At 64.1% G+C, this 21,793-nt stretch carries 23 protein-coding genes and 1 riboswitch; of the genes, 6 read left to right on the forward strand and 17 right to left on the reverse strand.

Annotation, left to right across the window (positions count from 1 at the left end; genetic code table 11):
• Positions 1 to 34: 34 nt before the first annotated feature.
• Genes thiD through thiC form a run of 4 tightly spaced genes read right to left on the reverse strand, consistent with a single transcriptional unit; the run spans position 35 to position 3,827 of the window.
• Positions 35 to 883 (reverse strand): bifunctional hydroxymethylpyrimidine kinase/phosphomethylpyrimidine kinase, encoded by an 849-nt coding sequence (gene thiD, locus H3H39_RS15790; protein ID WP_229218068.1) that lies wholly within the window; start codon positions 881 to 883, stop codon positions 35 to 37.
• Entirely contained in the window at positions 880 to 1,671 is a 792-nt protein-coding gene (locus H3H39_RS15795) for a thiazole synthase (RefSeq protein ID WP_182154345.1), read from the reverse strand. Before H3H39_RS15795 ends, thiD begins: the two co-directional genes overlap by 4 nt.
• A 25-nt stretch (positions 1,672 to 1,696) precedes the next feature.
• Complete coding sequence (gene thiS / locus H3H39_RS15800) at positions 1,697 to 1,900, reverse strand: sulfur carrier protein ThiS (protein ID WP_182154346.1); 204 nt, start codon at positions 1,898 to 1,900, stop codon at positions 1,697 to 1,699.
• Positions 1,901 to 1,907: 7 nt separating this feature from the next.
• On the reverse strand, positions 1,908 to 3,827 hold the full coding sequence (gene thiC, locus H3H39_RS15805) for a phosphomethylpyrimidine synthase ThiC (RefSeq protein ID WP_182154347.1): 1,920 nt from the start codon (positions 3,825 to 3,827) through the stop codon (positions 1,908 to 1,910).
• Positions 3,828 to 3,899: 72 nt separating this feature from the next.
• Positions 3,900 to 4,012, reverse strand: a riboswitch (TPP riboswitch).
• A 541-nt stretch (positions 4,013 to 4,553) separates the two neighbouring features.
• On the opposite strand from thiC, the gene H3H39_RS27950 reads away from it, so the two are divergent.
• The 6 genes from H3H39_RS27950 to H3H39_RS15835 all read left to right on the forward strand — a co-directional run bounded on the left by H3H39_RS27950 (position 4,554) and on the right by H3H39_RS15835 (position 11,508).
• Positions 4,554 to 5,174 carry an FxDxF family PEP-CTERM protein gene (locus tag H3H39_RS27950; RefSeq protein WP_446033172.1) on the forward strand — a complete coding sequence of 207 codons (621 nt, stop codon included), beginning with the start codon at positions 4,554 to 4,556 and terminating at the stop codon, positions 5,172 to 5,174.
• 103 nt (positions 5,175 to 5,277) lie between these two features.
• A complete protein-coding gene (locus tag H3H39_RS15815; protein ID WP_182154348.1) occupies positions 5,278 to 6,123 on the forward strand; it encodes an AraC family transcriptional regulator in 846 nt (281 codons plus the stop codon).
• A gap of 19 nt (positions 6,124 to 6,142) precedes the next feature.
• The gene (locus H3H39_RS15820) at positions 6,143 to 6,442 is read left to right on the forward strand and encodes a putative quinol monooxygenase (RefSeq protein ID WP_182154349.1); all 300 of its coding nucleotides are present in this window, start codon (positions 6,143 to 6,145) and stop codon (positions 6,440 to 6,442) included.
• 166 nt (positions 6,443 to 6,608) lie between these two features.
• Complete coding sequence (locus H3H39_RS15825) at positions 6,609 to 7,832, forward strand: DUF4382 domain-containing protein (RefSeq protein WP_182154350.1); 1,224 nt, start codon at positions 6,609 to 6,611, stop codon at positions 7,830 to 7,832.
• Positions 7,833 to 8,032: 200 nt separating this feature from the next.
• Complete coding sequence (locus H3H39_RS15830) at positions 8,033 to 10,840, forward strand: valine--tRNA ligase (RefSeq protein WP_182154351.1); 2,808 nt, start codon at positions 8,033 to 8,035, stop codon at positions 10,838 to 10,840.
• Between the two features lie 197 nt (positions 10,841 to 11,037).
• Positions 11,038 to 11,508: a DUF2147 domain-containing protein gene (locus H3H39_RS15835; RefSeq protein WP_182154352.1), complete on the forward strand. Its 471-nt coding sequence runs from the start codon at positions 11,038 to 11,040 to the stop codon at positions 11,506 to 11,508.
• A gap of 83 nt (positions 11,509 to 11,591) precedes the next feature.
• On the opposite strand, the gene pqqE is transcribed toward H3H39_RS15835, so the two are convergent.
• The 13 genes from pqqE to dusB all read right to left on the reverse strand — a co-directional run bounded on the left by pqqE (position 11,592) and on the right by dusB (position 21,776).
• Positions 11,592 to 12,743 carry a pyrroloquinoline quinone biosynthesis protein PqqE gene (pqqE, locus tag H3H39_RS15840; RefSeq protein ID WP_375540435.1) on the reverse strand — a complete coding sequence of 384 codons (1,152 nt, stop codon included), beginning with the start codon at positions 12,741 to 12,743 and terminating at the stop codon, positions 11,592 to 11,594.
• The gene (gene pqqD / locus H3H39_RS15845) at positions 12,736 to 12,999 is read right to left on the reverse strand and encodes a pyrroloquinoline quinone biosynthesis peptide chaperone PqqD (protein WP_182154353.1); all 264 of its coding nucleotides are present in this window, start codon (positions 12,997 to 12,999) and stop codon (positions 12,736 to 12,738) included. The genes pqqE and pqqD overlap by 8 nt, the downstream gene beginning before the upstream one ends.
• Before the next feature lie 15 nt (positions 13,000 to 13,014).
• Complete coding sequence (gene pqqC, locus H3H39_RS15850) at positions 13,015 to 13,725, reverse strand: pyrroloquinoline-quinone synthase PqqC (protein WP_375540436.1); 711 nt, start codon at positions 13,723 to 13,725, stop codon at positions 13,015 to 13,017.
• 2 nt (positions 13,726 to 13,727) lie between these two features.
• Entirely contained in the window at positions 13,728 to 14,648 is a 921-nt protein-coding gene (gene pqqB, locus H3H39_RS15855) for a pyrroloquinoline quinone biosynthesis protein PqqB (protein WP_182154463.1), read from the reverse strand.
• A 64-nt stretch (positions 14,649 to 14,712) separates the two neighbouring features.
• Positions 14,713 to 14,856, reverse strand: a complete 144-nt coding sequence (pqqA, locus tag H3H39_RS28520) for a pyrroloquinoline quinone precursor peptide PqqA (RefSeq protein ID WP_220461563.1) — start codon at positions 14,854 to 14,856, stop codon at positions 14,713 to 14,715.
• Between the two features lie 116 nt (positions 14,857 to 14,972).
• Positions 14,973 to 15,425, reverse strand: coding sequence for a YaiI/YqxD family protein (locus H3H39_RS15865; protein ID WP_182154464.1), 453 nt, complete (start codon positions 15,423 to 15,425; stop codon positions 14,973 to 14,975).
• Positions 15,426 to 15,442: 17 nt separating this feature from the next.
• A complete protein-coding gene (gene ruvB / locus H3H39_RS15870) occupies positions 15,443 to 16,498 on the reverse strand; it encodes a Holliday junction branch migration DNA helicase RuvB (RefSeq protein ID WP_182154354.1) in 1,056 nt (351 codons plus the stop codon).
• A 183-nt stretch (positions 16,499 to 16,681) separates the two neighbouring features.
• Positions 16,682 to 17,395: a phosphoribosyltransferase gene (locus tag H3H39_RS15875; RefSeq protein ID WP_182154355.1), complete on the reverse strand. Its 714-nt coding sequence runs from the start codon at positions 17,393 to 17,395 to the stop codon at positions 16,682 to 16,684.
• 65 nt (positions 17,396 to 17,460) lie between these two features.
• The gene (gene ruvA, locus H3H39_RS15880) at positions 17,461 to 18,039 is read right to left on the reverse strand and encodes a Holliday junction branch migration protein RuvA (protein WP_182154356.1); all 579 of its coding nucleotides are present in this window, start codon (positions 18,037 to 18,039) and stop codon (positions 17,461 to 17,463) included.
• 31 nt (positions 18,040 to 18,070) lie between these two features.
• Entirely contained in the window at positions 18,071 to 18,646 is a 576-nt protein-coding gene (gene ruvC / locus H3H39_RS15885; protein WP_182154357.1) for a crossover junction endodeoxyribonuclease RuvC, read from the reverse strand.
• 92 nt (positions 18,647 to 18,738) lie between these two features.
• Positions 18,739 to 20,325 carry a bifunctional phosphoribosylaminoimidazolecarboxamide formyltransferase/IMP cyclohydrolase gene (gene purH, locus H3H39_RS15890; RefSeq protein ID WP_182154358.1) on the reverse strand — a complete coding sequence of 529 codons (1,587 nt, stop codon included), beginning with the start codon at positions 20,323 to 20,325 and terminating at the stop codon, positions 18,739 to 18,741.
• A 92-nt stretch (positions 20,326 to 20,417) separates the two neighbouring features.
• Positions 20,418 to 20,651, reverse strand: a complete 234-nt coding sequence (locus H3H39_RS15895) for a helix-turn-helix domain-containing protein (RefSeq protein WP_008445162.1) — start codon at positions 20,649 to 20,651, stop codon at positions 20,418 to 20,420.
• Between the two features lie 108 nt (positions 20,652 to 20,759).
• Positions 20,760 to 21,776 carry a tRNA dihydrouridine synthase DusB gene (gene dusB / locus H3H39_RS15900; protein WP_182154359.1) on the reverse strand — a complete coding sequence of 339 codons (1,017 nt, stop codon included), beginning with the start codon at positions 21,774 to 21,776 and terminating at the stop codon, positions 20,760 to 20,762.
• Positions 21,777 to 21,793: the final 17 nt, after the last annotated feature.

Consider the following 21,793-nt stretch of genomic DNA (forward strand, 5'->3'; position numbering starts at 1 on the left):
TCTCTCAAAAAAAATTCGGGACGTAACACGCTTTTCAGCGCAGCGGAATACGCTGGCCTGCGGCGATCGGGTAGGACGCTTCCAGCGCGTGATGGCAGAACAACTGCGCCCGTTCCAGCGCCACCGCCACCGGTACCTGCTGCGCCAGCAGGCCGGCGATGGATGAGGCCAGGGTGCAGCCGCTGCCGTGAAAACCGCCCGGCAAACGGGGCCAGCGCCACTGTTGTTCGCGTTCCGGGCCATACCAGCGGTTGACCACCTGCTCGCCGTCCTCATGCCCACCCGTGATCAGCACATGCTGGCAGCCCCGCTCGCGCAGCACGCGGGCCTGCGCGGCCGGCGTGTCCTCGCCACTCAAGGCGCGCGCCTCCGGGCCATTCGGCGTCAGCACGGTCACCAGCGGCAGCAGTGGCGCCAGCGCCAGCGCCGCGTCGTCGCGCGACAGCAGGTCGCCGTGGCCACTGGCCAGCACCGGGTCCAGCACCACCGGCAAGTCCGGCTGATGCACGCGCAGGCGCGCGATCAGGCCGGCGATCGCGCGTGCGTTGGCGGCGCTGCCCGTGATGCCGATCTTGACGGCGGCGATGGCGATCTTCGCCGCCAGCACCTCGGCCTGGCGCAGCACCATGGCGCTGTCAACCGGCTGCACGTGGTAGACGCGATCGTTGTCCTGCGCCGTCAGCGCCGTGACCACGGTCAGCGCATGCGCGCCCTGGCCGGCCACGGCTTGCAGGTCGGCCGCGATGCCGGCGCCGCCCGACGGATCGACGCCGGCCAGCACCAGCACGGCGGCCCGTTCATCGGGACGGCGCACGGGTGGCGCCGCCGCCGGCGAACCGGCGCCGGCTGGCGCGTGCATGCCGGTGGCGGCGCGGTCCGTCATGCCAGCCGGCCAGCCATCGGCGACGATGGCGAGGCGGCGAAGCGCTTCGGAATGCGGCCGGCCAGGTAGGCTTCACGCCCGGCCTGCACCCCCAGCCGCATGGCGCGCGCCATGCGCACCGGGTCCTGGGCGCCGGCGATGGCGGTGTTCATCAACACGCCGTCGCAGCCCAGTTCCATGGCGATGGCGGCATCCGACGCCGTACCCACGCCGGCATCGACCAGCACCGGCACGGTGGCCTGCTCGATAATCAGCGACAGATTCCACGGATTGAGGATGCCCATGCCCGAGCCGATCAGCGACGCCAGCGGCATCACGGCCACGCAGCCGATACTGGCCAACAGCTTGGCCTGGATCGGATCGTCGCTGCAGTAGACCATCACGTCGAAGCCGTCGCGCACCAGCGCCTCGGCCGCGATCAGGGTTTCCGGCATGTGCGGGAACAGGGTCTTCTCATCGCCCAGCACTTCCAGCTTGACCAGCTTGTGGCCGCCCAGCAGTTCGCGCGCCATCTGCAGCGTGTAGACGGCGTCCTTGGCCGTGTAGCAGCCGGCCGTGTTGGGCAGGATGGTGTACTGCGACGGTGGCAGCACGTCCAGCAGGCTGGGCGTATTGGGATCCTGGCCGATGTTGACGCGGCGGATGGCCACCGTGATGATCTCGGCGCCGGCCGCGTCGGTCGCTTCCTTGGTTTGCGCCAGGTCCTTGTATTTGCCGCTGCCCACCAGCAGGCGCGAGTTGTAGCTCTTGCCCGCGATGGTCAGCAGGTCTTGGTTTTGCTCTTGCATCTCTGTTTTCCTTTAACGTCCGTGGTTAGCCGCCGCCGATGGCGCGCACGATGTCCACCTTGTCCTGGGCCGCCAGCTGGCGCTCGCGCCATTGCTGGCGCGGCACCACCGTGCGGTTGATGGCCAGCGCCAGCGCCTGGCCCGTCAGCGACAGGGCGTCGATCAAGTCGTTCACCGTATGGCCGGCCGGTACGCTGTGCGGCGCGCCGTTCAGTTCTATCGCGATCATGGCCGCCTCACAGCTTGCGATACAGCTCGGCGCCGTTCTTGACGAACTCGATCGCCTTGGTCTGCATGCCCTGTTCCAGCGCCGCCTTGTCGTCGATGCCGCCGTTGGCCGCCGCGAACTCGCGCACTTCCTGGGTGATCTTCATCGAGCAGAAATGCGGGCCGCACATGGAGCAGAAGTGCGCCACCTTGGCCGAATCCTTGGGCAGCGTCTCGTCGTGGAATTCGCGCGCCTTGTCCGGGTCCAGGCCCAGGTTGAACTGGTCGTCCCAGCGGAACTCGAAGCGGGCCTTGGACAGCGCGTTGTCGCGGATCTGCGCGCCCGGATGGCCCTTGGCCAGGTCGGCCGCGTGGGCCGCGATCTTGTAGGTGATGATGCCGTCCTTGACGTCGTTCTTGTCGGGCAGGCCCAGGTGCTCCTTGGGCGTTACGTAGCACAGCATGGCCGTGCCGTACCAGCCGATCTGCGCCGCGCCGATGCCGGAGGTGATGTGGTCGTAGCCGGGCGCGATGTCGGTGGTCAACGGGCCCAGGGTGTAGAACGGCGCCTCGTGGCACTGCTCCAGTTGCAGGTCCATGTTCTCCTTGATCAGCTGCATGGGCACGTGGCCGGGGCCTTCGATCATCACCTGCACGTCGTGCTTCCAGGCGATCTGGGTCAGTTCGCCCAGCGTCTTCAGTTCACCCAATTGGGCTTCATCATTGGCGTCGTAGATGGAGCCGGGACGCAGGCCATCTCCCAGCGAGAACGACACGTCGTAGGCCTTCATGATTTCGCAGATCTCTTCGAAGTGCGTGTACAGGAACGATTCCTTGTGGTGGGCCAGACACCACTTGGCCATGATGGAACCACCGCGCGAGACGATGCCCGTCAGGCGCTTGGCCGTCATCGGCACGTAGCGCAGCAGCACGCCGGCGTGGATGGTGAAGTAATCCACGCCTTGCTCGGCCTGTTCGATCAGGGTGTCGCGGAAGATTTCCCAGGTCAGGTCCTCGGCCTTGCCGTTGACCTTTTCCAGCGCCTGGTAGATCGGCACGGTGCCGATGGGGACCGGGCTGTTACGGATGATCCATTCGCGCGTCTCGTGGATATGCTTGCCGGTCGACAGGTCCATCACGTTGTCGCCGCCCCAGCGGATGGCCCAGGTCATCTTCTCCACTTCCTCGCCGATGGACGAGGTGACGGCCGAATTGCCGATGTTGGCGTTGATCTTGACGAGGAAATTGCGGCCGATGATCATCGGCTCGATTTCCGGGTGGTTGATGTTGGCCGGGATGATGGCGCGGCCGCGGGCGATCTCGTCGCGCACGAATTCAGGCGTGATTTCGGCCGGAATGGCGGCGCCGTAGGCCTGGCCCGGATGCTGGCGGCCCATCAGGTCGGCCAGGCGCTGGCCCATGGGGCCGGAGGTTTTCAGGTTCTCCAGGTACTCCTGGCGGCGCAGGTTTTCGCGGATGGCGACGAATTCCATTTCCGGCGTGATGATGCCCTGGCGCGCGTAGTGCATCTGGGTCACGTTCTTGCCAGCCTTGGCGCGGCGCGGCTGGCGGTGCAGGTTGAAGCGCAGCTCGGCCAGGGCCGGATCGGCCAGGCGCGCCTGGCCATATTCGGAGGTGGGGCCGGCCAGTTCCTCGGTGTCGCCCCGTTCCAGGATCCATGGCAGGCGCGGAGTGGCGGCCAGGCCGGAGCGGATGTCGATCACGGCTTCCGGGTCGGTGTAGGGACCGGAGGTGTCGTACACATAGACGGGCGGATTGGCTTCAAAACCAAACGAGGCGGGCGTGTCGGCCTGGGTGATTTCGCGCATCGGCACGCGGATGTCGGGGCGGCTGCCCTGCACGTACACCTTGCGCGAATTGGGCAGCGGCGCGATGGCGGCCTGGTCGACCGTGGCGGTGGCGGAGAGGAATTTCGGATTGGCGTTCAATTTGGCTCCTTGGTTGGCTACAGGAGCCAGCAAAGGAGGTGGGGATGGCGCTGATGATGGCCTGACGGCGGCCGGCGATATCCTGAGCTTCCCTTCGCTGGCATTATCCAGATCAGGTTCGGAGGGTATTTCTCACCCGCGCAGCGCTCAATTGATAGCGCTTTGCAGGACCCCTAGCGTGTGCCACCCACCGTGAGGCGGGCAGCGGATCGCATTATACATCGGTGCGCCGCCCGTGCGTGCGCATGCGCGCCGAAGCGCCAATAGCGTGTATGCGCGGCGCCCCGCTTGACAACGCCGGCGCCAGCCGTGTCGCGCCTACAACAACAGTACATTTTGCCGGGCCTGCTTGTTTTTTATGCATGTGAAACTGCTACAATCCTCAGCAATTATAAAAAAAGTATTGTTTTTTGACATCAGTCCGGTCGCAGCCCCCCTCCCCTCACTCTTCAGGATGCCAACATGAAACCAAGCTCCCCCATGCTTTCCACCCTGCTGCTGGGCGCCGTGCTCAGCTGCGCGCTCCCAGCCCACGCCACCGTCTACGCCAGCTATTCCGGTTCCCAGCTGGGCGTGACGCAACGCACCGACGGCCTGGTGCAAACCAACTACTTCGGCACCGGCGTTCAAGCCCGTGGCCTGGCGCTGGGCGTGAGCAACGACCTGTACATCGCGGCCGGCAACCACCTGATCAACTACAGCACCAACGGCACCCTGATCAACGACATGGCCTTCCCCATCGCCTCCATCAACTACACCGATGTGGATGTGGGCGGCGGCCATGTGGTGGCATCCTATAACGGTCCCCAGCAAGGCTTCACCGTGCGCGACTATGCGCTGAACCAGTCCAACGCCGTCAGCACGGGCTTTAACATCAACGGCATCGCCGCCGGCGACAACAACCACGTCTACCTGGCCTCGGGCAATCACCTGTACGATTACCTGACCAACGGCACCCAGGTCACCAACATGACCTTCCCCGACCAGGGCATCAATTACACCGATGTCGCCTACGGCAACAACTGGGTGGTGGCGTCCTACGCCGGCTCCCAGCACGGCGTCACGCTGCGCAACCTGGCGCTGAACCAGACCAGCTACTTCGGCGTTGGCTTCGACATCGACCGCCTCACGCTGGGCAACCACAACGATGTGTACCTGACCTCGGGCAACAGCATCTACGACTACTCGCTCACGGGCGCGCTGATCACCCAGATGACCTTCCCCGATAACGGCATCCACTACACGGGCATCGACGTGATGGCGCCCGTGCCGGAACCTGACACGGCCGCCATGCTGCTGGCCGGGCTGGGTCTGGTGGGCTGGATCGCGCGCCGCCGCAAGGCCTGAGTATCAGGCGGCCACCGGACTATGGCAGCGGGCACGGCGCCCGCCCGCTTCCCAGTGGCGCCCCCGCGTGGCAAGATGAGCGCCTGTCCCGCCATCGCTGCCCATGCGCCAATTTCATCTGTTACCCGCCCCGCCACTGCAGCCATATATCGACCGGCTGTGGGGGTGGGAAAGCGCCCCCGGCGAAACCATCGCCCTGCCCACGCTGCTGCCGGGGGTGGGCGCCGAACTGTATTTTCACTACCGGCTGCCGTTTCACCATGCCAGTCCGGAGCAGGCGTCACGCCCCTTGCCGGCCGCCTCGGCCCATTTGCTGTGCCTGCGCAGCGCGCCGCTGGCGCTGGCGGCGATGGCCGATGTCGGCTTTATCGCCGTGCGCTTCCGTACCAGCATGCTGGCCCGCTTCACGCCCGTGCCCATCGCCCAGCTGCACGACAGGGCGCTCGATATCGCCGACGTCTGGGGCGTGCCGGGCCTGGCCTGCGCCACCCGGGTGGCGGCCGCCGACAGTCACGCCGAACGGCTCGGCCTGATCCAGGATTTCCTGCTGCGCCAGCTACGCCCCGAGGGTGCCGATCCGCTGATCGAACGCGCGGTGGACGTCCTGTACCGCACGCATGGCGGGGTGGCGATCGAACAGCTGGCGCAGCGGCTGCAACTAGGCCGGCGCCAGTTGGAACGCCGCTTCCTGGCCGGCACGGGCCAGACCCCGGCCGGACTGCGCCGCTTATGCCGCTTCCACCACACGGTACGGGCGCTGCTGCTGACGCCGTCCACTCGCGGCCTGGACACGGTTCTGCGCTACGGCTATTTCGACCAGGCCCATTTCATCCGCGATTTCCGGACCCTGGTGCACACCACGCCCCAGCGCTACCTGCGGCAGGCAAGGGATATGACGCATTTTTACAATCCGCCGCGCGCGCAAAACGGCACCATGCAAGTTCCCTGAACCCTGACACGGAGCTTCCATGCTGTTAATTGCCCACCTACATTCCCATCCCCACACGGCCGACGAACTGGCCGCCACGCTGTGCGCACTGGCCACGGTGAGCCGCGCGGAAGCGGGCTGTCTGTCCTACACGGTGCATCGCCGCCGGGACCAGCCTGAGGTGTTCGTCGTCTGCGAGCTGTACCGCGACCAGGCCGCCTGCGACGCGCACCTGGCCTCGGCCCCGCTGCGCCAGGCGCTGCGCCGTTTCGACACGCTGCTGAGCGCTCCACCCGTGCTCCAGATGTGCGACACTATCTCCATGCCGAGTCCGCTTTAATGCCGTACCGGCGGTACCTGGCTGCTGGGTAAACTGAAAAGTAAGAGTTGTAACAAAACCTCACTATGTGCGGAAACTAACATTCTAGTTTCCATATGGAACGCATACTGTCCGTGCAGCGAACTCGTCACTGCCGTTTGAACGACAACAGAATAAGAGGTCCATCATGAAACAGCCAGGCTATCGCCCCCTTCGTACCGCCAGCGCGGCCTTCGCCGCCATCGCCGCCCTCACCCTTGCCGCCTGCGGTGGCGGTGGTGGCTCCACGGCGTCCACCAGCACCATGGGCACGCTCAGCGTGTCGCTGACCGACGCCCCCTCCTGCGGCTTTGACGCCGTCAACGTCACCGTCAGCAAAGTACGCGTGAACCAGAGCGCGGCGGCCAGCGACACGGATGCCGGCTGGACCGACATCACCCTCAGCCCGGCCCGCAAGATCAACCTGCTCAACCTGACCAACGGCGCGCTCGACACGCTGGGCCAGACGCCCCTGGGCGCCGGCCACTATTCGCAACTGCGCCTGGTGCTGGACGCCAACACGGGCAACGCCCTGGCCAATTCCGTGGTCGCCACCGGCAGCACCACCGAAGTGTCGCTCGACACCCCCAGCGCGGTGCAAAGCGGCATCAAGCTGGTCAATGAATTCGACGTCGCCGCCGGCCAGAAAGTGGACCTGGTGCTGGACTTCGACGCCTGCAAATCCGTCGTCACCAAGGGCAATGGCAAGTACGCGCTGAAACCGGTGGTCAAAGTGATCCCGACCGCGCTGAACGGTATCGGCGGCTTCATCGCGCCTGCCCTGCTGACCAGCCACGTGATGGTGTCGGCCCAGCAGAACGGCGCCATCGTCAGCGCCACCACGCCCAACGCCACCACCGGCGAATTCTCGCTGACCCGATTGCCGCTCGGCAACTACGACGTGGTGGTGACGGCCGACGCCCACGCCGCCGCCGTTGTCGGCGCCGTGCCCGTGACCAGCACCAGCGTGATCGTCCCGCTCAGCACCTCGGCCGCGCCGATCACCCTGCCGACTTCCGTTACGGGCAGTATCGCCGGCACCGTGCTGCTGGCGCCTGTCAGCACCACCGCCACCGCCTATGTCGACGCCAAGCAAACCATCGCTGCCGGCCCCGTTGTCACGATCAAGTACATGGGCGCCGACCTGACCACGGGCAACTACACGCTGACCGGCCTGCCCACCACGGCGCCGCAATACGCGCCCTACAGCGCCACCTTGCCGCTGGCGTTCGCCAGCGCCGGCACGGTGCAGCCGGGCGTGGGCAAATACATGCTGGAAGCGTCCGCCAGCGGCTACACCACCAAGTCGCTGGCCTCGGTCGACATTTCGGCCGCCAACCAGACGGGCGTGAACTTCAGCCTGGTGCCATAAACACCAAGCTGCGTGATCCGGAAGGGGCGCTGCGGCGCCCCTTTTTCATTCCCGCAAGAAATTTCCCGCCCCTTGCCGGCGGCGCACGCCACGGTTTGACACTTTTCCCGCAGATTTTCACGCTGCTGCGCCCATGTCCCGTCGTATGGCCTGCTTCGTCATCTATAATGGCTGTTTTCGCAAATTTAACTCACCAAATCATGGAATTAGCCAAGTCTTTCGAGCCCGCCGACATTGAACAATTCTGGCGCAACGAGTGGGAACAGCGCGGTTACTACGCCGCCACGCTCGACGCCGGCAAACCCTCGTTCAGCATCCAGCTGCCGCCGCCGAACGTGACCGGCACCTTGCACATGGGCCATGCCTTCAACCAGACCATCATGGATGGCTTGACGCGCTACCACCGCATGCTGGGCCATAACACAGCCTGGATTCCCGGCACCGACCACGCCGGCATCGCCACCCAGATCGTGGTGGAACGCCAGCTGGACGCCCAGAAAGTGTCGCGCCATGACTTGGGCCGTGAAAAATTCGTCGAAAAAGTGTGGGAATGGAAGGAAAAATCCGGCAACACCATCACCGGCCAGATGCGCCGCATGGGTACCTCGCCGGACTGGAAACGCGAATACTTCACCATGGACGAGACCCGCTCCAAGGTCGTCACCGAAGTGTTCGTGCGCCTGCACGAGCAAGGCTTGATCTACCGCGGCAAACGCCTGGTCAACTGGGACCCCGTGCTGGGCACGGCCGTGTCCGACCTGGAAGTGGTGTCGGAGGAAGAAGACGGCTCCATGTGGTACATCAAGTATCCGCTGGCCGACGGCAGCGGTGCGCTGACGGTGGCCACCACCCGTCCGGAAACCATGCTGGGCGACGTGGCCGTGGCCGTGGACCCGACCGATGAGCGCTACACGGCGCTGGTGGGCAAGCTGCTCAAGCTGCCCCTGTGCGACCGCGAAATCCCCATCATCGCCGACAGCTATGTGGACAAGGAATTCGGCACCGGCTGCGTCAAGATCACGCCCGCGCACGATTTCAACGACTACGCCGTGGGCCAGCGCCACAACCTGGACATGCCATCGATCCTGACGCTGGACGCCAAGATCAGCGACAACGCGCCCGCCGCCTACCGTGGCCTGGACCGCTTCGCCGCCCGCAAGCAGATCGTGGCCGACCTGGAAGCGCAAGGCCTGCTGGAACAAATCAAACCGCACAAGCTGATGGTACCGCGCGGCGACCGCACCGGCGTCGTGATCGAACCGATGCTGACCGACCAGTGGTTCGTGGCCATGAGCAAGCCAGCCCCGGAAGGCACGTTCTTCCCCGGCAAATCGATCGCGGAAACGGCGCTCGACAAGGTCGCCAGCGGCGAGATCCAGTTCGTGCCTGAAAACTGGAGCAACACCTACAACCAGTGGCTCAACAACATCCAGGACTGGTGCATCTCGCGCCAACTGTGGTGGGGCCACCAGATCCCGGCCTGGTACGACGAAGCCGGCAACATCTTCGTGGCCGCCACGGAAGCGGAAGCGCAAGCCCAGGCCGCCAAGGCCGGCAGCACCGGCCCGCTGCGCCGCGACAACGACGTGCTCGACACCTGGTTCTCGTCGGCGCTGGTGCCGTTCTCGACGCTGGGCTGGCCCGAGCAGACCCCGGACATCCAGGCTTTCCTGCCGTCGTCCGTGCTGGTGACGGGTTTTGACATCATCTTCTTCTGGGTCGCCCGCATGGTGATGATGACGGCCCACTTCACCGGCAAGGTACCGTTCAAGACCGTGTACGTGCACGGCCTGGTGCGCGACTCGCAGGGCCAGAAGATGTCCAAGTCCAAGGGCAACACGCTGGACCCGATCGACCTGATCGACGGCATCGGCGTGGAAGCGCTGGTGGAAAAACGCACCACCGGCCTGATGAACCCGAAAGCGGCGGAAAAGATCGCCAAGGCCACCCGCAAGGAATTCCCTGAAGGTATCGCCGCCTACGGCACCGACGCCGTGCGCTTCACCATGGCGTCGTATGCCTCGCTGGGCCGCAACATCAACTTCGACCTGGGCCGCGCCGAGGGCTACCGCAACTTCTGCAACAAGATGTGGAACGCCACCCGCTTCGTGCTGATGAACACGGAAGGCAAGGATTGCACGGAGAACGAAGCCGCGCTGTCGATGGCCGACAAGTGGATCATTTCGCTGCTGCAAAAGGCCGAGCTGGACATCGCCAAGGGCTTCGAGGACTACCGCTTCGACAACATCGCCTCCACCATCTACAAGTTCGTGTGGGACGAGTATTGCGACTGGTACCTGGAAGTGGCCAAGGTCCAGGTGCAGCACGGCACGGAAGGCCAGCAGCGCGCCACCCGCCACACGCTGCTGCGCGTGCTGGAAGTGATCCTGCGCCTGGCGCACCCGATCATCCCCTTCGTCACGGAAGCGCTGTGGCAGACGGTGGCCCCGCTGGCTGGCAAGACGCTCAAGGCCGAAGGCGATTCGATCATGATGCAGCCGTACCCGCTGGCCAACACGGCGAAGATCGACGAATCGGCCGAAGCATGGATGCAGCAACTGAAAGCGCTGACCGACGCCACCCGCAACCTGCGCGGCGAAATGCAGCTGGCGCCATCGCTGCGCGTGCCGCTGATCGTGGAACCGGGCGACGCCGCCGACAAGGAAGCGCTGCAAGTGTTCGCGCCTTACATCCAGTCGCTGGGCAAGCTGGCCGAAGTGCAGATCGTGGATGCGCTGCCGGAATCGCCGGCCGCCGTTTCCATCGTCGGCACCACCAAGCTGATGCTGAAAGTGGAAATCGACGTCAAGGCCGAGCGTGAGCGCCTGAGCAAGGAAATCGTGCGTCTGGAAGGCGAGATCGCCAAGGCCAGCGGCAAGCTGTCGAACGAGAGCTTCGTGGCCCGCGCGCCTGCCGAAGTGGTAGCCCAAGAGAAAGAACGGGTCGCCAACTTCTCGGCCACGCTGGACAAGATGCGCGAACAGTTCGCCAAGCTGCCAGCCGCTTAAGCACCGCGCAGTCCCAAAACGGGGGCGTGACACGTTTTCAGCGTGTTCCGCCCCCGTTTTTTCTTTGTGGAACTATCTCCGTTGCGGATTAGAATCAAAATAGCACGAGTGGTCAATTTTTTTGCAACATACGGTGGAATTGGGCCGACAGTTTGCTAAACTGCCAAATACACAACAACTATCCCGGAGACTCCACGATGCGTTCTTTGAAGCAAGCAGCCACTATTTTTACCATCGCAGCAGCCAGCCTGGCGGCCAGCGCGCTGGTCGCTCCCGCCTGGGCGGACGACAGCTCGCCCGTCGGCCTGTGGAAAAATATCGATGACGTGACGGGCAAACCCAAGGCCCTGATCCGTATTACGGAAAGCAATGGCGCCCTGCAAGGCCAGATCGAAAAGCTGTTCCGCGCGCCCACCGAAGACCAGAACCCCAAGTGCGAGAAATGTGAAGGCGCCCGCAAGGACGCACCCGTGCTCGGCCTGGTGATCATGTCCGGCCTGAAGAAGGACGGCAGCGAATACACGGGCGGTGAAATCCTCGACCCGGACAACGGCAAGGTCTACAAGAGCAAGCTGAGCCTGGCCGACGGCGGCAAGAAACTGAACGTGCGCGGCTACATCGGCATCCCGATGCTGGGCCGTTCGCAAACCTGGGTGCGCCAGGAATAAGTGCGTCCTGCCCGCCTGAAAAAAACCGGCCACGTTGCACAGGCCGGTTTTTTATTTGCGCTTGGTTGATGGTGTGGCCAGGCCTACTTCTGCGAGAGCAGCCGCGAATTGGCATCGCTGCGGTAGATCAGCGGCGCCTCCGCGCCCGCCGCCGCCTGGCTGGCCTGGGCCTGGCGCACGATGCGCACGATGTCGCCATGCTGGGGTGACTTGCTGCACACCGGGTCGGCGTTGGCCGCATCGCCCGTCAGCGCCAGCGCCTGGCAGCGGCAGCCGCCGTAATCCTTGTGCTTGTCGTCGCAACTGCGGCACGGCTCCTTCATCCATGCGTCGCCACGGAACTTGTTGAAGGCCTCGCTCTCGTACCAGATTTCTTTCAAGCTCTGCTCGGTCACGTTGGGGAAGCTCATGCCCTGGATAGTGCGCGCCGCGTGGCAGGGCAAGGCCGCGCCGTCGGCCGCCACGTCCAGGAACACGGAGCCCCAGCCATTCATGCAAGCCTTGGGCCGCGCCTCGAAATAATCGGGCACCACGAACAGGATGCGCAGCCGGGAGCCGATGCGTTCGCGGCAAGCGTTCACCACCGCCTCAGCCCGCTCCAGCTGTTCGCGCGTGGGCATCAGCTGGGCGCGGTTGACCATGCCCCAGCCGTAGTACTGGGTGTTGGCCAGCTCCAGGTATTCCACACCCATCTCGAGCGCCATGTCGATGATGCGTTCCACATGGTCCAGGTTGTAGCGGTGCAACACCACGTTGAGCACCATCGGATAGTCGTACTGCTTGATCAGCCGCGCCACGCGCGCCTTCAGGTCGAAGGTGCGGGTGCTGCTGAGGAAGTCGTTCATTTCCCGGGTCGAATCCTGGAACGACAACTGGATGTGGTCGAGCCCGGCCTCTTTGAAAGCCGCGATGCGCTGCTCCGTCAAGCCGATGCCGGACGTGATCAGGTTGGTGTAGTAGCCCAGCCGGCGGCCTTCGGCCACCAGCAGTTCCAGGTCGTCGCGCAGCAGCGGTTCGCCGCCGGAAAAGCCCAGTTGCGCAGCGCCCAGTGCACGGCCCTGGCGCAGCACGTCTATCCACTGTTCGGTGCTCAGCTCGTGACGGTTGCTCGCGTAATCGACCGGGTTGTAGCAGAACGCGCAATGCAACGGGCAACGGTAAGTCAGCTCAGCCAGCAACCACATGGGCGGCGCGATGGCCGCCGTGCTGACCTGCGGGAGGGCGGCGCTAGACAAGCCAGCCTCGCTGCCGCGCTTCGGCCAGGAAGGCCAGCACGTCCGGACCGAGGTCGCTGGCCTGGAATGCCGTTTCCAGCTCGCGCACCAGGTCGGCCACCTCGCGGCTGCCGTCGCAGCGCTTGAGGATTTCCGCCGCGCTCGGGTTGAGCCGCACCAACCCTTCCGGGTACAGCAGCACGTACGCTTGCTGCGCTTCCTCCCACTGCAGGCGGAACAGCCTGGACAGCTTGGGCATCGTCAAGTCGGTCAGCATGATGGCTCTCCCGGTTCAGTCGTAGGCCAGTGCGATGGCATCCATCATGGCCCACAAGATGTCGAGTTTGAATTGCAATATACCGAGCGCCTGTTCCTGCTGCGCGCGCGTGGTGAAGTGCGCCAGCGTGACGGCCAGGCCATGTTCCACGTCGCGCTCGGCCAGCGAGATGCGGCTGCGGAAGTAAGCCAGCCCTTCCGGCTCGATCCACGGATAATTCTTGGGCCAGCTGGCCAGGCGATCCTTGTGGATCTTCGGTGCGAACATTTCCGTGAGCGACGAACAGACGCCTTCCTGCCACGGCGCCTGGCGCGCGAAGTTCACATAGGCATCCACCGCGAAACGCACGCCGGGCTGCACCTCGCGCAGCGACCACAAATCGTCGCGCGCGATGCCGACCGCCTCGCCCAGCCGGCTCCACGCTTCGATGCCGCCCGCGTTGTCGCCGTGGCCGTCGTGGTCGTGGATGCGCTCCACCCACAGCCGGCGCGTGGCGCGGTCCGGACAATTGGCCATGATGGCCGCGTCCTTGCGGGGAATGTTGATCTGGTAGTAGAAGCGGTTGGCCACCCAGCCCCGGATCTGGTCCGGCGTGAGCGTGCCTTCCTGCATGCGCACGTTGAAGTGGTGATGGATGTGATAGCCGGCGCCCTTGGCCATCAGTTGTTCCGTGAACTCACGTTCATCCCACGCCGGCCGGTTGTCCCGCCCTGGTTGCGACATCATGTTCATAGTGTGATCTCCATACCGTCATAGGCCAGCTCGATGCCGTGCTCACCCAGCGTGGCGTGCTGGGGCGAGTCTTCATCGAGGATGGGATTGGTGTTGTTAATGTGGATCAGGATCTTGCGCGATGCCGGCATCTGGTCCAGCACTTCGATCATGCCGCCCGCGCCCGACTGCGGCAAATGGCCCATGGAGGCGGCCGGATTGGGCGAGAAGCCCAGCGTGATCATTTCGTCCTCGGTCCAGAACGTGCCGTCCACCAGCAGGCAGTCGGCGCCGCGCATGAGGGCCGTGGTGGTGGCGTCGAGGCTGCCCAGGCCGGGTGCGTAGAACAGGGTGCGGCCGGAGATCATGTCCTCCACCAGCAGGCCGATGTTGTCACCCAGCTGGGGCCGTTCGCGGTGGGGCGAGTATGGCGGCGCCTTGCTGTGCAGCGGCACGGCCGTCAACCGGATGCCGCTCAGGGCCGGGATCTCGAACGGCTGCGCTTGGCCCGCCACCGGCAGCGGCTGCCAGTGTACGCCGCAATAGTGCGACAGCACGTCGGCCAGCGGATAGCCGGTCTGCAAATCGTCCCAGACGGACGCGCTGCAATAGAGGGGGATGGTGCGCCCTTCGCGCAGCATCATCAGGCCAGTCACGTGGTCCACCTGGGCATCCATCAGCAGCACGGCCGCGATGCCCGTATCGCGTGCGGCGCGGGCTGGCTGCAGGGCCGGCGTGGCGCGGATCTGGGTCAGGATATCGGGTGAGGCATTCACCAACAGCCAGTCCGTGCCGTTGGCGGAAATGGCGATCGACGATTGGGTGCGGGCGCGGCTGTTGATGGTGCCGTTGCGCACGCCGTTACAGTTGTAGCAGTTACAGTTCCATTGCGGATAGCCGCCGCCAGCCGAAGAACCCAGTACGATGATTTTCATCAGTAACCTCGAATCGAACTTGCGCCGCGACCACCGGCAACTGGCCGGCGGCCGCGGCAAGCGCCGCTTAGCGGTTGGCGATGTACAGCGTGATTTCAAAACCGAAACGGAAATCGATGAACTCTGGTTTGCTCCATTGCATGGCTGTCTCCTTGAATATAGGTAGGTTGATTGACCGTCCTGGACCATGTGGACATGGTTTTCGGACCATCACAGCTATCTACGCAAGTTCCATGCCGCTCGCGTTGGAACAGCGCGCGCAGGTGCATGGCGCAATTGCCTGCGCCACCGTGCAACAAAAGTGTGGAGAAATGGAACAGTGGTGTGTCAGCGCGTGCGCATCTTGTGCAGATGGCGGTCCAGGCTGTTGGCGAAATTCTGGCGGTCGGCCTGGCTGAAAGCGGCCGGGCCACCCGTGTCCACGCCGCTGCCGCGCAGCTCGTCGAGGAAGGCGCGCATGGTCAGCATTTGCTGGATATTATCGCGGGTGTAGAACTCGCCGCGCGGGTTGAGCGCGTAGCCGCCCTTGTCCAGCACGTCGGACGCGAGCGGGATGTCACCCGTGATAACCAGGTCACCGGCCGCCAGCCGGCGCACGATCTCCTGGTCCGCCACGTCGGCGCCCGATGGCACTTGCAGGGCGCGGATGAAGCGTGAAGGCGGCACCCGCATCAACTGGTTGGCCACCAGCGTCACCTGCAACTGGACGCGGTCGGCCACCCGATACAGGATCTCCTTGATGACGGCGGGACAGGCATCCGCATCGACCCAGATCTGCATGGGCGCGGCCGGCGGGGTCAGCTCCCCCACAGCTCACCGTTCGGATTGACGCGCGGGGGATTGACGCCGAAGTGCAGGTAAGCGGCCGGCGTGGCGACCCGCCCGCGCGGGGTGCGTTGCAGGAAACCTTGCTGGATCAGGTAAGGTTCCAGCACATCCTCAATGGTGTCGGCCGCCTCGCCGATGGCCGCCGCCAGGTTGCCGATACCGACCGGGCCACCACCGAACTTGAACAGCACCGCTTCCAGCAGCTTGCGGTCCATCACGTCGAAGCCCACCGTGTCCACGTCCAGCATGACGAGGGCCGCGTCCGCCACCTGCTTGGTGATGTCGCCGTCGCCCTTCACTTCCGCGTAGTCACGCACGCGGCGCAGCAGGCGGTTGGCGATACGGGGCGTGCCGCGCGCGCGGCGCGCCACCTCGGCCGCGCCGTCCGGTTCGATCTCCGCCTTGAGCAAGGCGGCGCTGCGGGTGACGATGCGGGTCAGTTCGGCCGTGTTGTAGAACTCCAGCCGGGCCACGATGCCGAAGCGGTCGCGCAGCGGGTTGGTCAGCATGCCGGCCCGGGTGGTGGCGCCCACCAGCGTGAACGGCTGCAAGTCCAGTTTGACGGAACGGGCCGCCGGGCCTTCGCCGATCATGATGTCGATCTGATAATCCTCGAGCGCCGGATACAGGATTTCCTCCACCACGGGCGACAGGCGGTGGATTTCATCGATGAACAGCACATCGTTCGCTTCCAGGTTGGTCAGGATCGCGGCCAGGTCGCCGGGCCGCTCCAGCACGGGGCCGGAAGTCTGGCGCAGGTTGACGCCCATCTCGCGCGCGATGATGTTGGCCAGCGTGGTCTTGCCCAGCCCGGGTGGGCCGAACAACAAAGTGTGGTCCAGCGCCTCGCCGCGCTTGCGGGCGGCCTTGATGAAGATTTCCAGCTGGTCGCGGATCTTTTCCTGCCCGACGTATTCATCGAGGTGCTTGGGACGCAAGGCCCGTTCGATCGCTTCCTCATTGGGCGAAGCGGGGGCCGCGTCGATGATGCGCTGTTCGGTGAAGTTGTCGGTTTGGATGCTCATTCAAGAATCTATCAAGTATTGTCGTCTTTGATCGGGGCGGGAACAGTTGCCAGAACCCGACGTACATAATCCCCGATCATCTGGTTCGCGGCACGCAACTGCTCTTGTTCGCCTAGCGTCAGCATTCTGACCTTCCCCCTTAATACCGGCGGGCTGTCGAGCCGAACGACCAAAGGTTCGACTTTACCTTCCCCGACCAGCTTCTTCCAAGCGCTCAACGATTCTTTCGCTCGTTGCAGTCTGGATAAGGTATCGGGCTTCCGATGCGGTGAGACAGTCGAAGCCGAAGCCAAATCGCTGCCTCCACCAGAATTCGATTGTTCCATGCTTGCTCCTTAACGCGTCAAGCTGATGATTCGCCAACGCCAGCTTTGCCGAGTGTGGCTTCCCGGTCAATACGCTTGTGCCGAGAACCTTGGCGCCTTGAACCAAAATATGGCCGCGCAGATTGGCAAGAGTACCACCTTGGCCGATAAAATCGTCTATCAGAAAATAGTTTAGGCCAGATTTAACTGCACCACTGAAAAGCGCTTGATTGGCCATGCGAACGAAGCCACTGGCGCCAGTATGACCGACAACGTTCTTCTGAAGCACATGTGTTTCGATGTCCCAGTTCAAAATGACGGCAATCGTCTCGGCCATTGCCCTGGGGATCGCATTCAATCCGGCAGACTCCTCTGCCTGCACTGCAAGCAGTACCGGCGAAAAAGGTCCATATTCCCGGCTTAACCGATCCAAAATTTCATAGGACAGCGACTCGGTGACAAGGCTGATCGAAGCGATCACATCGCCAGCCTTTGCTTGTTGATAGCTGGAGTGCCGTTTGACGAATAGTTCCGATGCGTGAATCAAGACATCCGGAAAGCCATTCCAGGGAAAACGTATCGGCTTGTCCATGACTGCCTCCGCTCGACCCGAAGATCGAGCATAGGCAGAAGCGCCAGCCACTCATTTGAGACACATCACCCCTTGGATAACGCCTTCAATGCCTGCTTGATGCCGTCCGAAACACCGCTGCCGGCCGGCACGGTCTTCAATGCGGCCACCGCTTCCTTGTCCGAATAGCCCAGCGCCAGCAGGGCGTTCAGGATATCAGATTGCGAATCGGGCACGGCATGGACGCCGCCGGCGCCGATGTCGGCGCCCAGCTTGCCTTTCAGTTCCAGCAGCAAGCGCTCAGCCGTCTTCTTGCCGATGCCGGGTACCTTGACCAACCGGCCCGCTTCCTGCAATGTGACCGCCTGCGCCAGGTCGGCGATCGACATGCCCGACAGGATGGACAGCGCCGTGCGCGCGCCCACGCCGCTGATCTTGATCAACTGGCGGAAGACGGCACGCTCCTCGGCGTTGCCGAAGCCGAACAACAAATGCGCATCCTCGCGGATCGCCTGGTGGGTGAACAGCACCACCTTCTCGCCCACCTGCGGCAGGTTGTAGAACGTGCTCATCGGCACGTCCACCTCATAGCCCACGCCCTGCACGTCGACCAGCAGTTGCGGCGGATTTTTTTCCAGCAGGATGCCGGACAGACGACCTATCATCGTGATACCTTTTTGGTATTAGTAAGGGAGATTAACCGACCAGCCGGCCGCGCTTCATGCGCAGCCCGGCCAGCGGTCCGGGCAGGCCGGCGGCGGCAACCGTACCGCCGCTGGCCGCGTTGGCGCCGGCGATCAGGGTCAGCGTTTCGCGGCTGTGGGCATGGCAGATGGCCACGCCCAGCGCATCGGCCGCGTCGGTGCCGGGCAGGCCTGGCAGCGCCAGCAGCCGCGCCACCATGGCTTGCACCTGGGCCTTGACGGCCCGGCCCGTGCCGACCACGGCCTGCTTGACCTGGGTGGGCGAATACTCGGCCACGGCCAGCTCGGCCGTCACCAGCGCGCAAATGGCCGCGCCGCGGGCCTGGCCCAGCAACAAGGTCGATTGGGGATTGACGTTGACGAAGACTTGCTCGATGGCGGCGCAATCGGGTTGGTACTGCCTGGCCACCTGGCCCACGCCGTCCAGGATCACCTTGAGCCGCTTGGGCAAATCGCCCTCGCCGCTCTTGATGGTGCCCGAGGCGATGTAACGCAGCCTCGCCCCCTGCTTGTGAATGACGCCAAAGCCGGTGGTGCGCAAGCCGGGGTCGATGCCGAGAATAATCATTCCCGGATTGTACCCGGGAAAATTGAATGCTGTATATAAAAACAGTGCGGCGGACCGAAACCGGCCCGCCGCACTGTGGGCACTACTTGAGATTAATGACGGAAGTGACGGGTGCCGGTGTAGACCATGACCACGCCGCGCTCGTCGGCCGCGTCGATCACTTCCTGGTCGCGCATCGAGCCGCCCGGATGGATCACGCAGTTCGCGCCCGCGTCCACCACCACGTCCAGGCCGTCGCGGAACGGGAAGAAGGCGTCCGACGCCACCACCGAGCCGGTCAGCGACAGGCCGGCGTTCTGCGCCTTGATCGAGGCGATACGGGCCGAGTCGATACGGCTCATCTGGCCAGCGCCCACGCCCAGGGTCATGTTGTTACCGCAGAACACGATGGCGTTGGACTTGACGTACTTGGCCACACGCCAGGCGAACATCATGTCCTGCAATTGCTGCTGGGTAGGCTGGAGCTTGGTCACCACTTTCAGGTCGCCCACCAGCACGTTCTTGGCATCGGCCGACTGCACCAGCAGGCCGCCGCCCACGCGCTTGAAGTCCATCGCGTTGATGCCGTTGCCCAGCGGGATTTCCAGCAGGCGCACGTTCTGCTTGGCCGACAGGATCTGCAGCGCTTCGGCCGTGAACGACGGCGCGATCAGCACTTCCACGAACAGCTTGGCCAGTTCCGTGGCGGCGACGCCATCCACTTCCGTGTTGAAGGCGATGATGCCGCCGAAGGCCGAGGTCGGATCGGTCTGCAGCGCGCGCTTGTAAGCGTCCACCGCGTTGGCGCCCAGCGCCACGCCGCATGGGTTGGCGTGCTTGACGATCACGCAGGCGGCGCTCTGGTCGAAACCGCCCAGGCTCTTCACGCATTCCCAGGCCGCGTCGGCGTCGGCGATGTTGTTGTACGACAGTTCCTTGCCCTGCAGCTGGCGGTAGTTGGCCAGCGCGCCGGCCGACGGTTGCAGGTCGCGGTAGAAGGCGGCGCTCTGGTGCGGGTTCTCGCCGTAGCGCATGTCCTGCACTTTTTCGAACGCCACGTTCAGCGTTTGCGGATAAGCCGCGCGGCTGGCGTGGGCCTTGTCGGCGCCCAGGCTGGTCAGGTAGTTGGTGATGGCGCCGTCGTACTGGGCCGTGTGGGCGTAGACCTTGGTGGCCAGCTTGAAACGGGTGTCGTAGCTGACCTGGCCGGGCGCGTTGTCGGTGCCCTTCATTTCCGCCAGTACCACGCCGTAGTCGGCCGGGTCGCAGATCACCACCACGTCCTTGTGGTTCTTGGCGGCCGAACGCAGCATGGTGGGGCCGCCGATGTCGATGTTCTCGATCGCGTCTTCCAGCGTGCACGTATCCTTGGCCACGGTAGCCTGGAAGGGGTACAGGTTGACCACCACCATGTCGATGGTCGGCATGTTGTGCTCTTCCAGCTTGGCCATGTGCTCAGGGAAATCGCGACGGGCCAGGATGCCGCCGTGCACTTTCGGGTGCAGCGTTTTCACGCGGCCGTCCAGCATCTCCGGGAAGCCGGTGTAGTCGGCCACCTCGGTCACGGCCAGGCCGTTGTCGGCCAGCAGTTTGGCGGTGCCGCCGGTCGACAGGAGGTTGACGCCCATGGCCGCCAGGGCGCGGGCGAAGTCCAGGACGCCGGTCTTGTCGGATACGGAGATGAGTGCTTGTTTAATCATGGCTATGGCTAGTTGGTTGAGTATTCTTGGTTCAAGCCCACCGGCGCCAGCGGCCATGCACAGCCACCCAGGTGCCGGAAGGTCGCGCGCGCTTACAGCAGGCCGTGCTCTTGCAGTTTTTTGCGCAGGGTGTTGCGGTTGATGCCCAGCATTTGCGCCGCATGCGACTGGTTGCCGTCGGCGCGGGTCATGACCACTTCAAGGATGGGCTTTTCCACGGTCAGCACGACCATGTCATAAATATTCGATGCTTGTTGCTCGCCCAGGTCGTTGAAGTAATCTTCAAGGCTCTTCTGGACCACTTCCTGGATACTTTCTTTGCTCATTTTGTTACCGTTCGGCTAATTGATCTGTTATGACGCCCTTGTCGCGGATCACGCGGCAGCGGCGTTTGCCCTTTTTTTTTGTATCTTTTTTGAAGCGCTGGAAGACCGTTATGCGGCCTCCGCCGGTTCCGGGAGGCGGTATTGTAACCGCTCGCCGAAACGCCATTGCGATTCAAAGAACTGGTCGACGGCCAGCAACTGCTCGTCCGTCGATTCCAGCAAGTTCATTTGCTGGCGGAATGCTTCCCCGCCCTCCAGGTCGCGCACATACCAGCCGATATGCTTGCGCGCCGTGCGCACGCCCAGGTATTCGCCGTAGAACGCATAATGGGCGCGCAGATGCTCGTCCATCAGGGTGCGCACTTCGTCCACATAAGGCGCCGGCAAATGGGTGCCGGTGCGCAAATAGTGGTCGATCTCGCGGAAGATCCATGGCCGGCCCTGCGCCGCGCGGCCAACCATGATGGCGTCGGCGCCCGTCTGGTCCAGCACGTAGCGGGCTTTTTCCGGCGTGGTGATGTCGCCGTTGGCCACCACGGGAATGGCCACGGCCCGCTTGACGGCGGCGATGGTGTCGTACTCGGCATCGCCCTTGTAGCCGTCGGCGCGGGTGCGGCCATGCAAGGTCAGCATGGCGATACCGGCGTCCTCGGCAATGCGGGCGATGGTGAGCGCGTTCTTGTTGGCACGGTTCCAGCCGGTGCGGAACTTGAGCGTGACGGGCACGTCCACCGCGCCCACCACCGCATGCAGGATTTCCCTGACCAGCGCTTCGTCCTGCAACAGGGCCGAACCGCACCAGCTGTTGCACACCTTTTTCACGGGGCAGCCCATGTTGATGTCGATGATCTGGGCGCCGCGTTCCACGTTGAAGCGGGCGCAGTCGGCCAGGTCTTGCGGGTCGGCGCCAGCGATCTGCACCGCCTTCGGTTCCATTTCCCCCGCATGGTCGGTCCGGCGCGAACTCTTTTCCGTGGCCCACAGCCGCGGATTGGAGGCAGCCATCTCGGATACGGCGTAGCCCGCGCCGAGCTGCTTGCACAGCTGCCGGAACGGACGATCCGTCACGCCCGCCATGGGGGCGACGAATACATTGTTACGCAATAAATAAGGGCCGATTTGCACTGGACTTGCCTGAACGG

Origin of the sequence: Rugamonas apoptosis (assembly GCF_014042355.1) — a bacterium.
In the GTDB taxonomy this organism is placed as follows: domain Bacteria; phylum Pseudomonadota; class Gammaproteobacteria; order Burkholderiales; family Burkholderiaceae_D; genus Rugamonas; species Rugamonas apoptosis.

Excerpts from the sequence above, each read along its gene's own strand:
- H3H39_RS27950 (WP_446033172.1), top strand. The coding sequence starts at position 4,554 with ATGGCCTTCCCCATCGCCTCCATCAACTACACCGATGTGGATGTGGGC.
- H3H39_RS15865 (WP_182154464.1), bottom strand. The coding sequence starts at position 15,425 with ATGCAGATCTGGGTCGATGCGGATGCCTGTCCCGCCGTCATCAAGGAG.
- H3H39_RS15895 (WP_008445162.1), bottom strand. The coding sequence starts at position 20,651 with ATGAGCAAAGAAAGTATCCAGGAAGTGGTCCAGAAGAGCCTTGAAGAT.
- H3H39_RS15830 (WP_182154351.1), top strand. The coding sequence starts at position 8,033 with ATGGAATTAGCCAAGTCTTTCGAGCCCGCCGACATTGAACAATTCTGG.
- H3H39_RS15875 (WP_182154355.1), bottom strand. The coding sequence starts at position 17,395 with ATGGACAAGCCGATACGTTTTCCCTGGAATGGCTTTCCGGATGTCTTG.
- ruvB (WP_182154354.1), bottom strand. The coding sequence starts at position 16,498 with ATGAGCATCCAAACCGACAACTTCACCGAACAGCGCATCATCGACGCG.
- H3H39_RS15795 (WP_182154345.1), bottom strand. The coding sequence starts at position 1,671 with ATGCAAGAGCAAAACCAAGACCTGCTGACCATCGCGGGCAAGAGCTAC.
- ruvA (WP_182154356.1), bottom strand. The coding sequence starts at position 18,039 with ATGATAGGTCGTCTGTCCGGCATCCTGCTGGAAAAAAATCCGCCGCAA.
- H3H39_RS15820 (WP_182154349.1), top strand. The coding sequence starts at position 6,143 with ATGCTGTTAATTGCCCACCTACATTCCCATCCCCACACGGCCGACGAA.
- pqqD (WP_182154353.1), bottom strand. The coding sequence starts at position 12,999 with ATGCTGACCGACTTGACGATGCCCAAGCTGTCCAGGCTGTTCCGCCTG.
- ruvC (WP_182154357.1), bottom strand. The coding sequence starts at position 18,646 with ATGATTATTCTCGGCATCGACCCCGGCTTGCGCACCACCGGCTTTGGC.
- H3H39_RS15815 (WP_182154348.1), top strand. The coding sequence starts at position 5,278 with ATGCGCCAATTTCATCTGTTACCCGCCCCGCCACTGCAGCCATATATC.
- pqqA (WP_220461563.1), bottom strand. The coding sequence starts at position 14,856 with ATGGTCCGAAAACCATGTCCACATGGTCCAGGACGGTCAATCAACCTA.
- H3H39_RS15825 (WP_182154350.1), top strand. The coding sequence starts at position 6,609 with ATGAAACAGCCAGGCTATCGCCCCCTTCGTACCGCCAGCGCGGCCTTC.
- thiD (WP_229218068.1), bottom strand. The coding sequence starts at position 883 with ATGACGGACCGCGCCGCCACCGGCATGCACGCGCCAGCCGGCGCCGGT.
- H3H39_RS15835 (WP_182154352.1), top strand. The coding sequence starts at position 11,038 with ATGCGTTCTTTGAAGCAAGCAGCCACTATTTTTACCATCGCAGCAGCC.
- thiS (WP_182154346.1), bottom strand. The coding sequence starts at position 1,900 with ATGATCGCGATAGAACTGAACGGCGCGCCGCACAGCGTACCGGCCGGC.
- purH (WP_182154358.1), bottom strand. The coding sequence starts at position 20,325 with ATGATTAAACAAGCACTCATCTCCGTATCCGACAAGACCGGCGTCCTG.
- pqqC (WP_375540436.1), bottom strand. The coding sequence starts at position 13,725 with ATGATGTCGCAACCAGGGCGGGACAACCGGCCGGCGTGGGATGAACGT.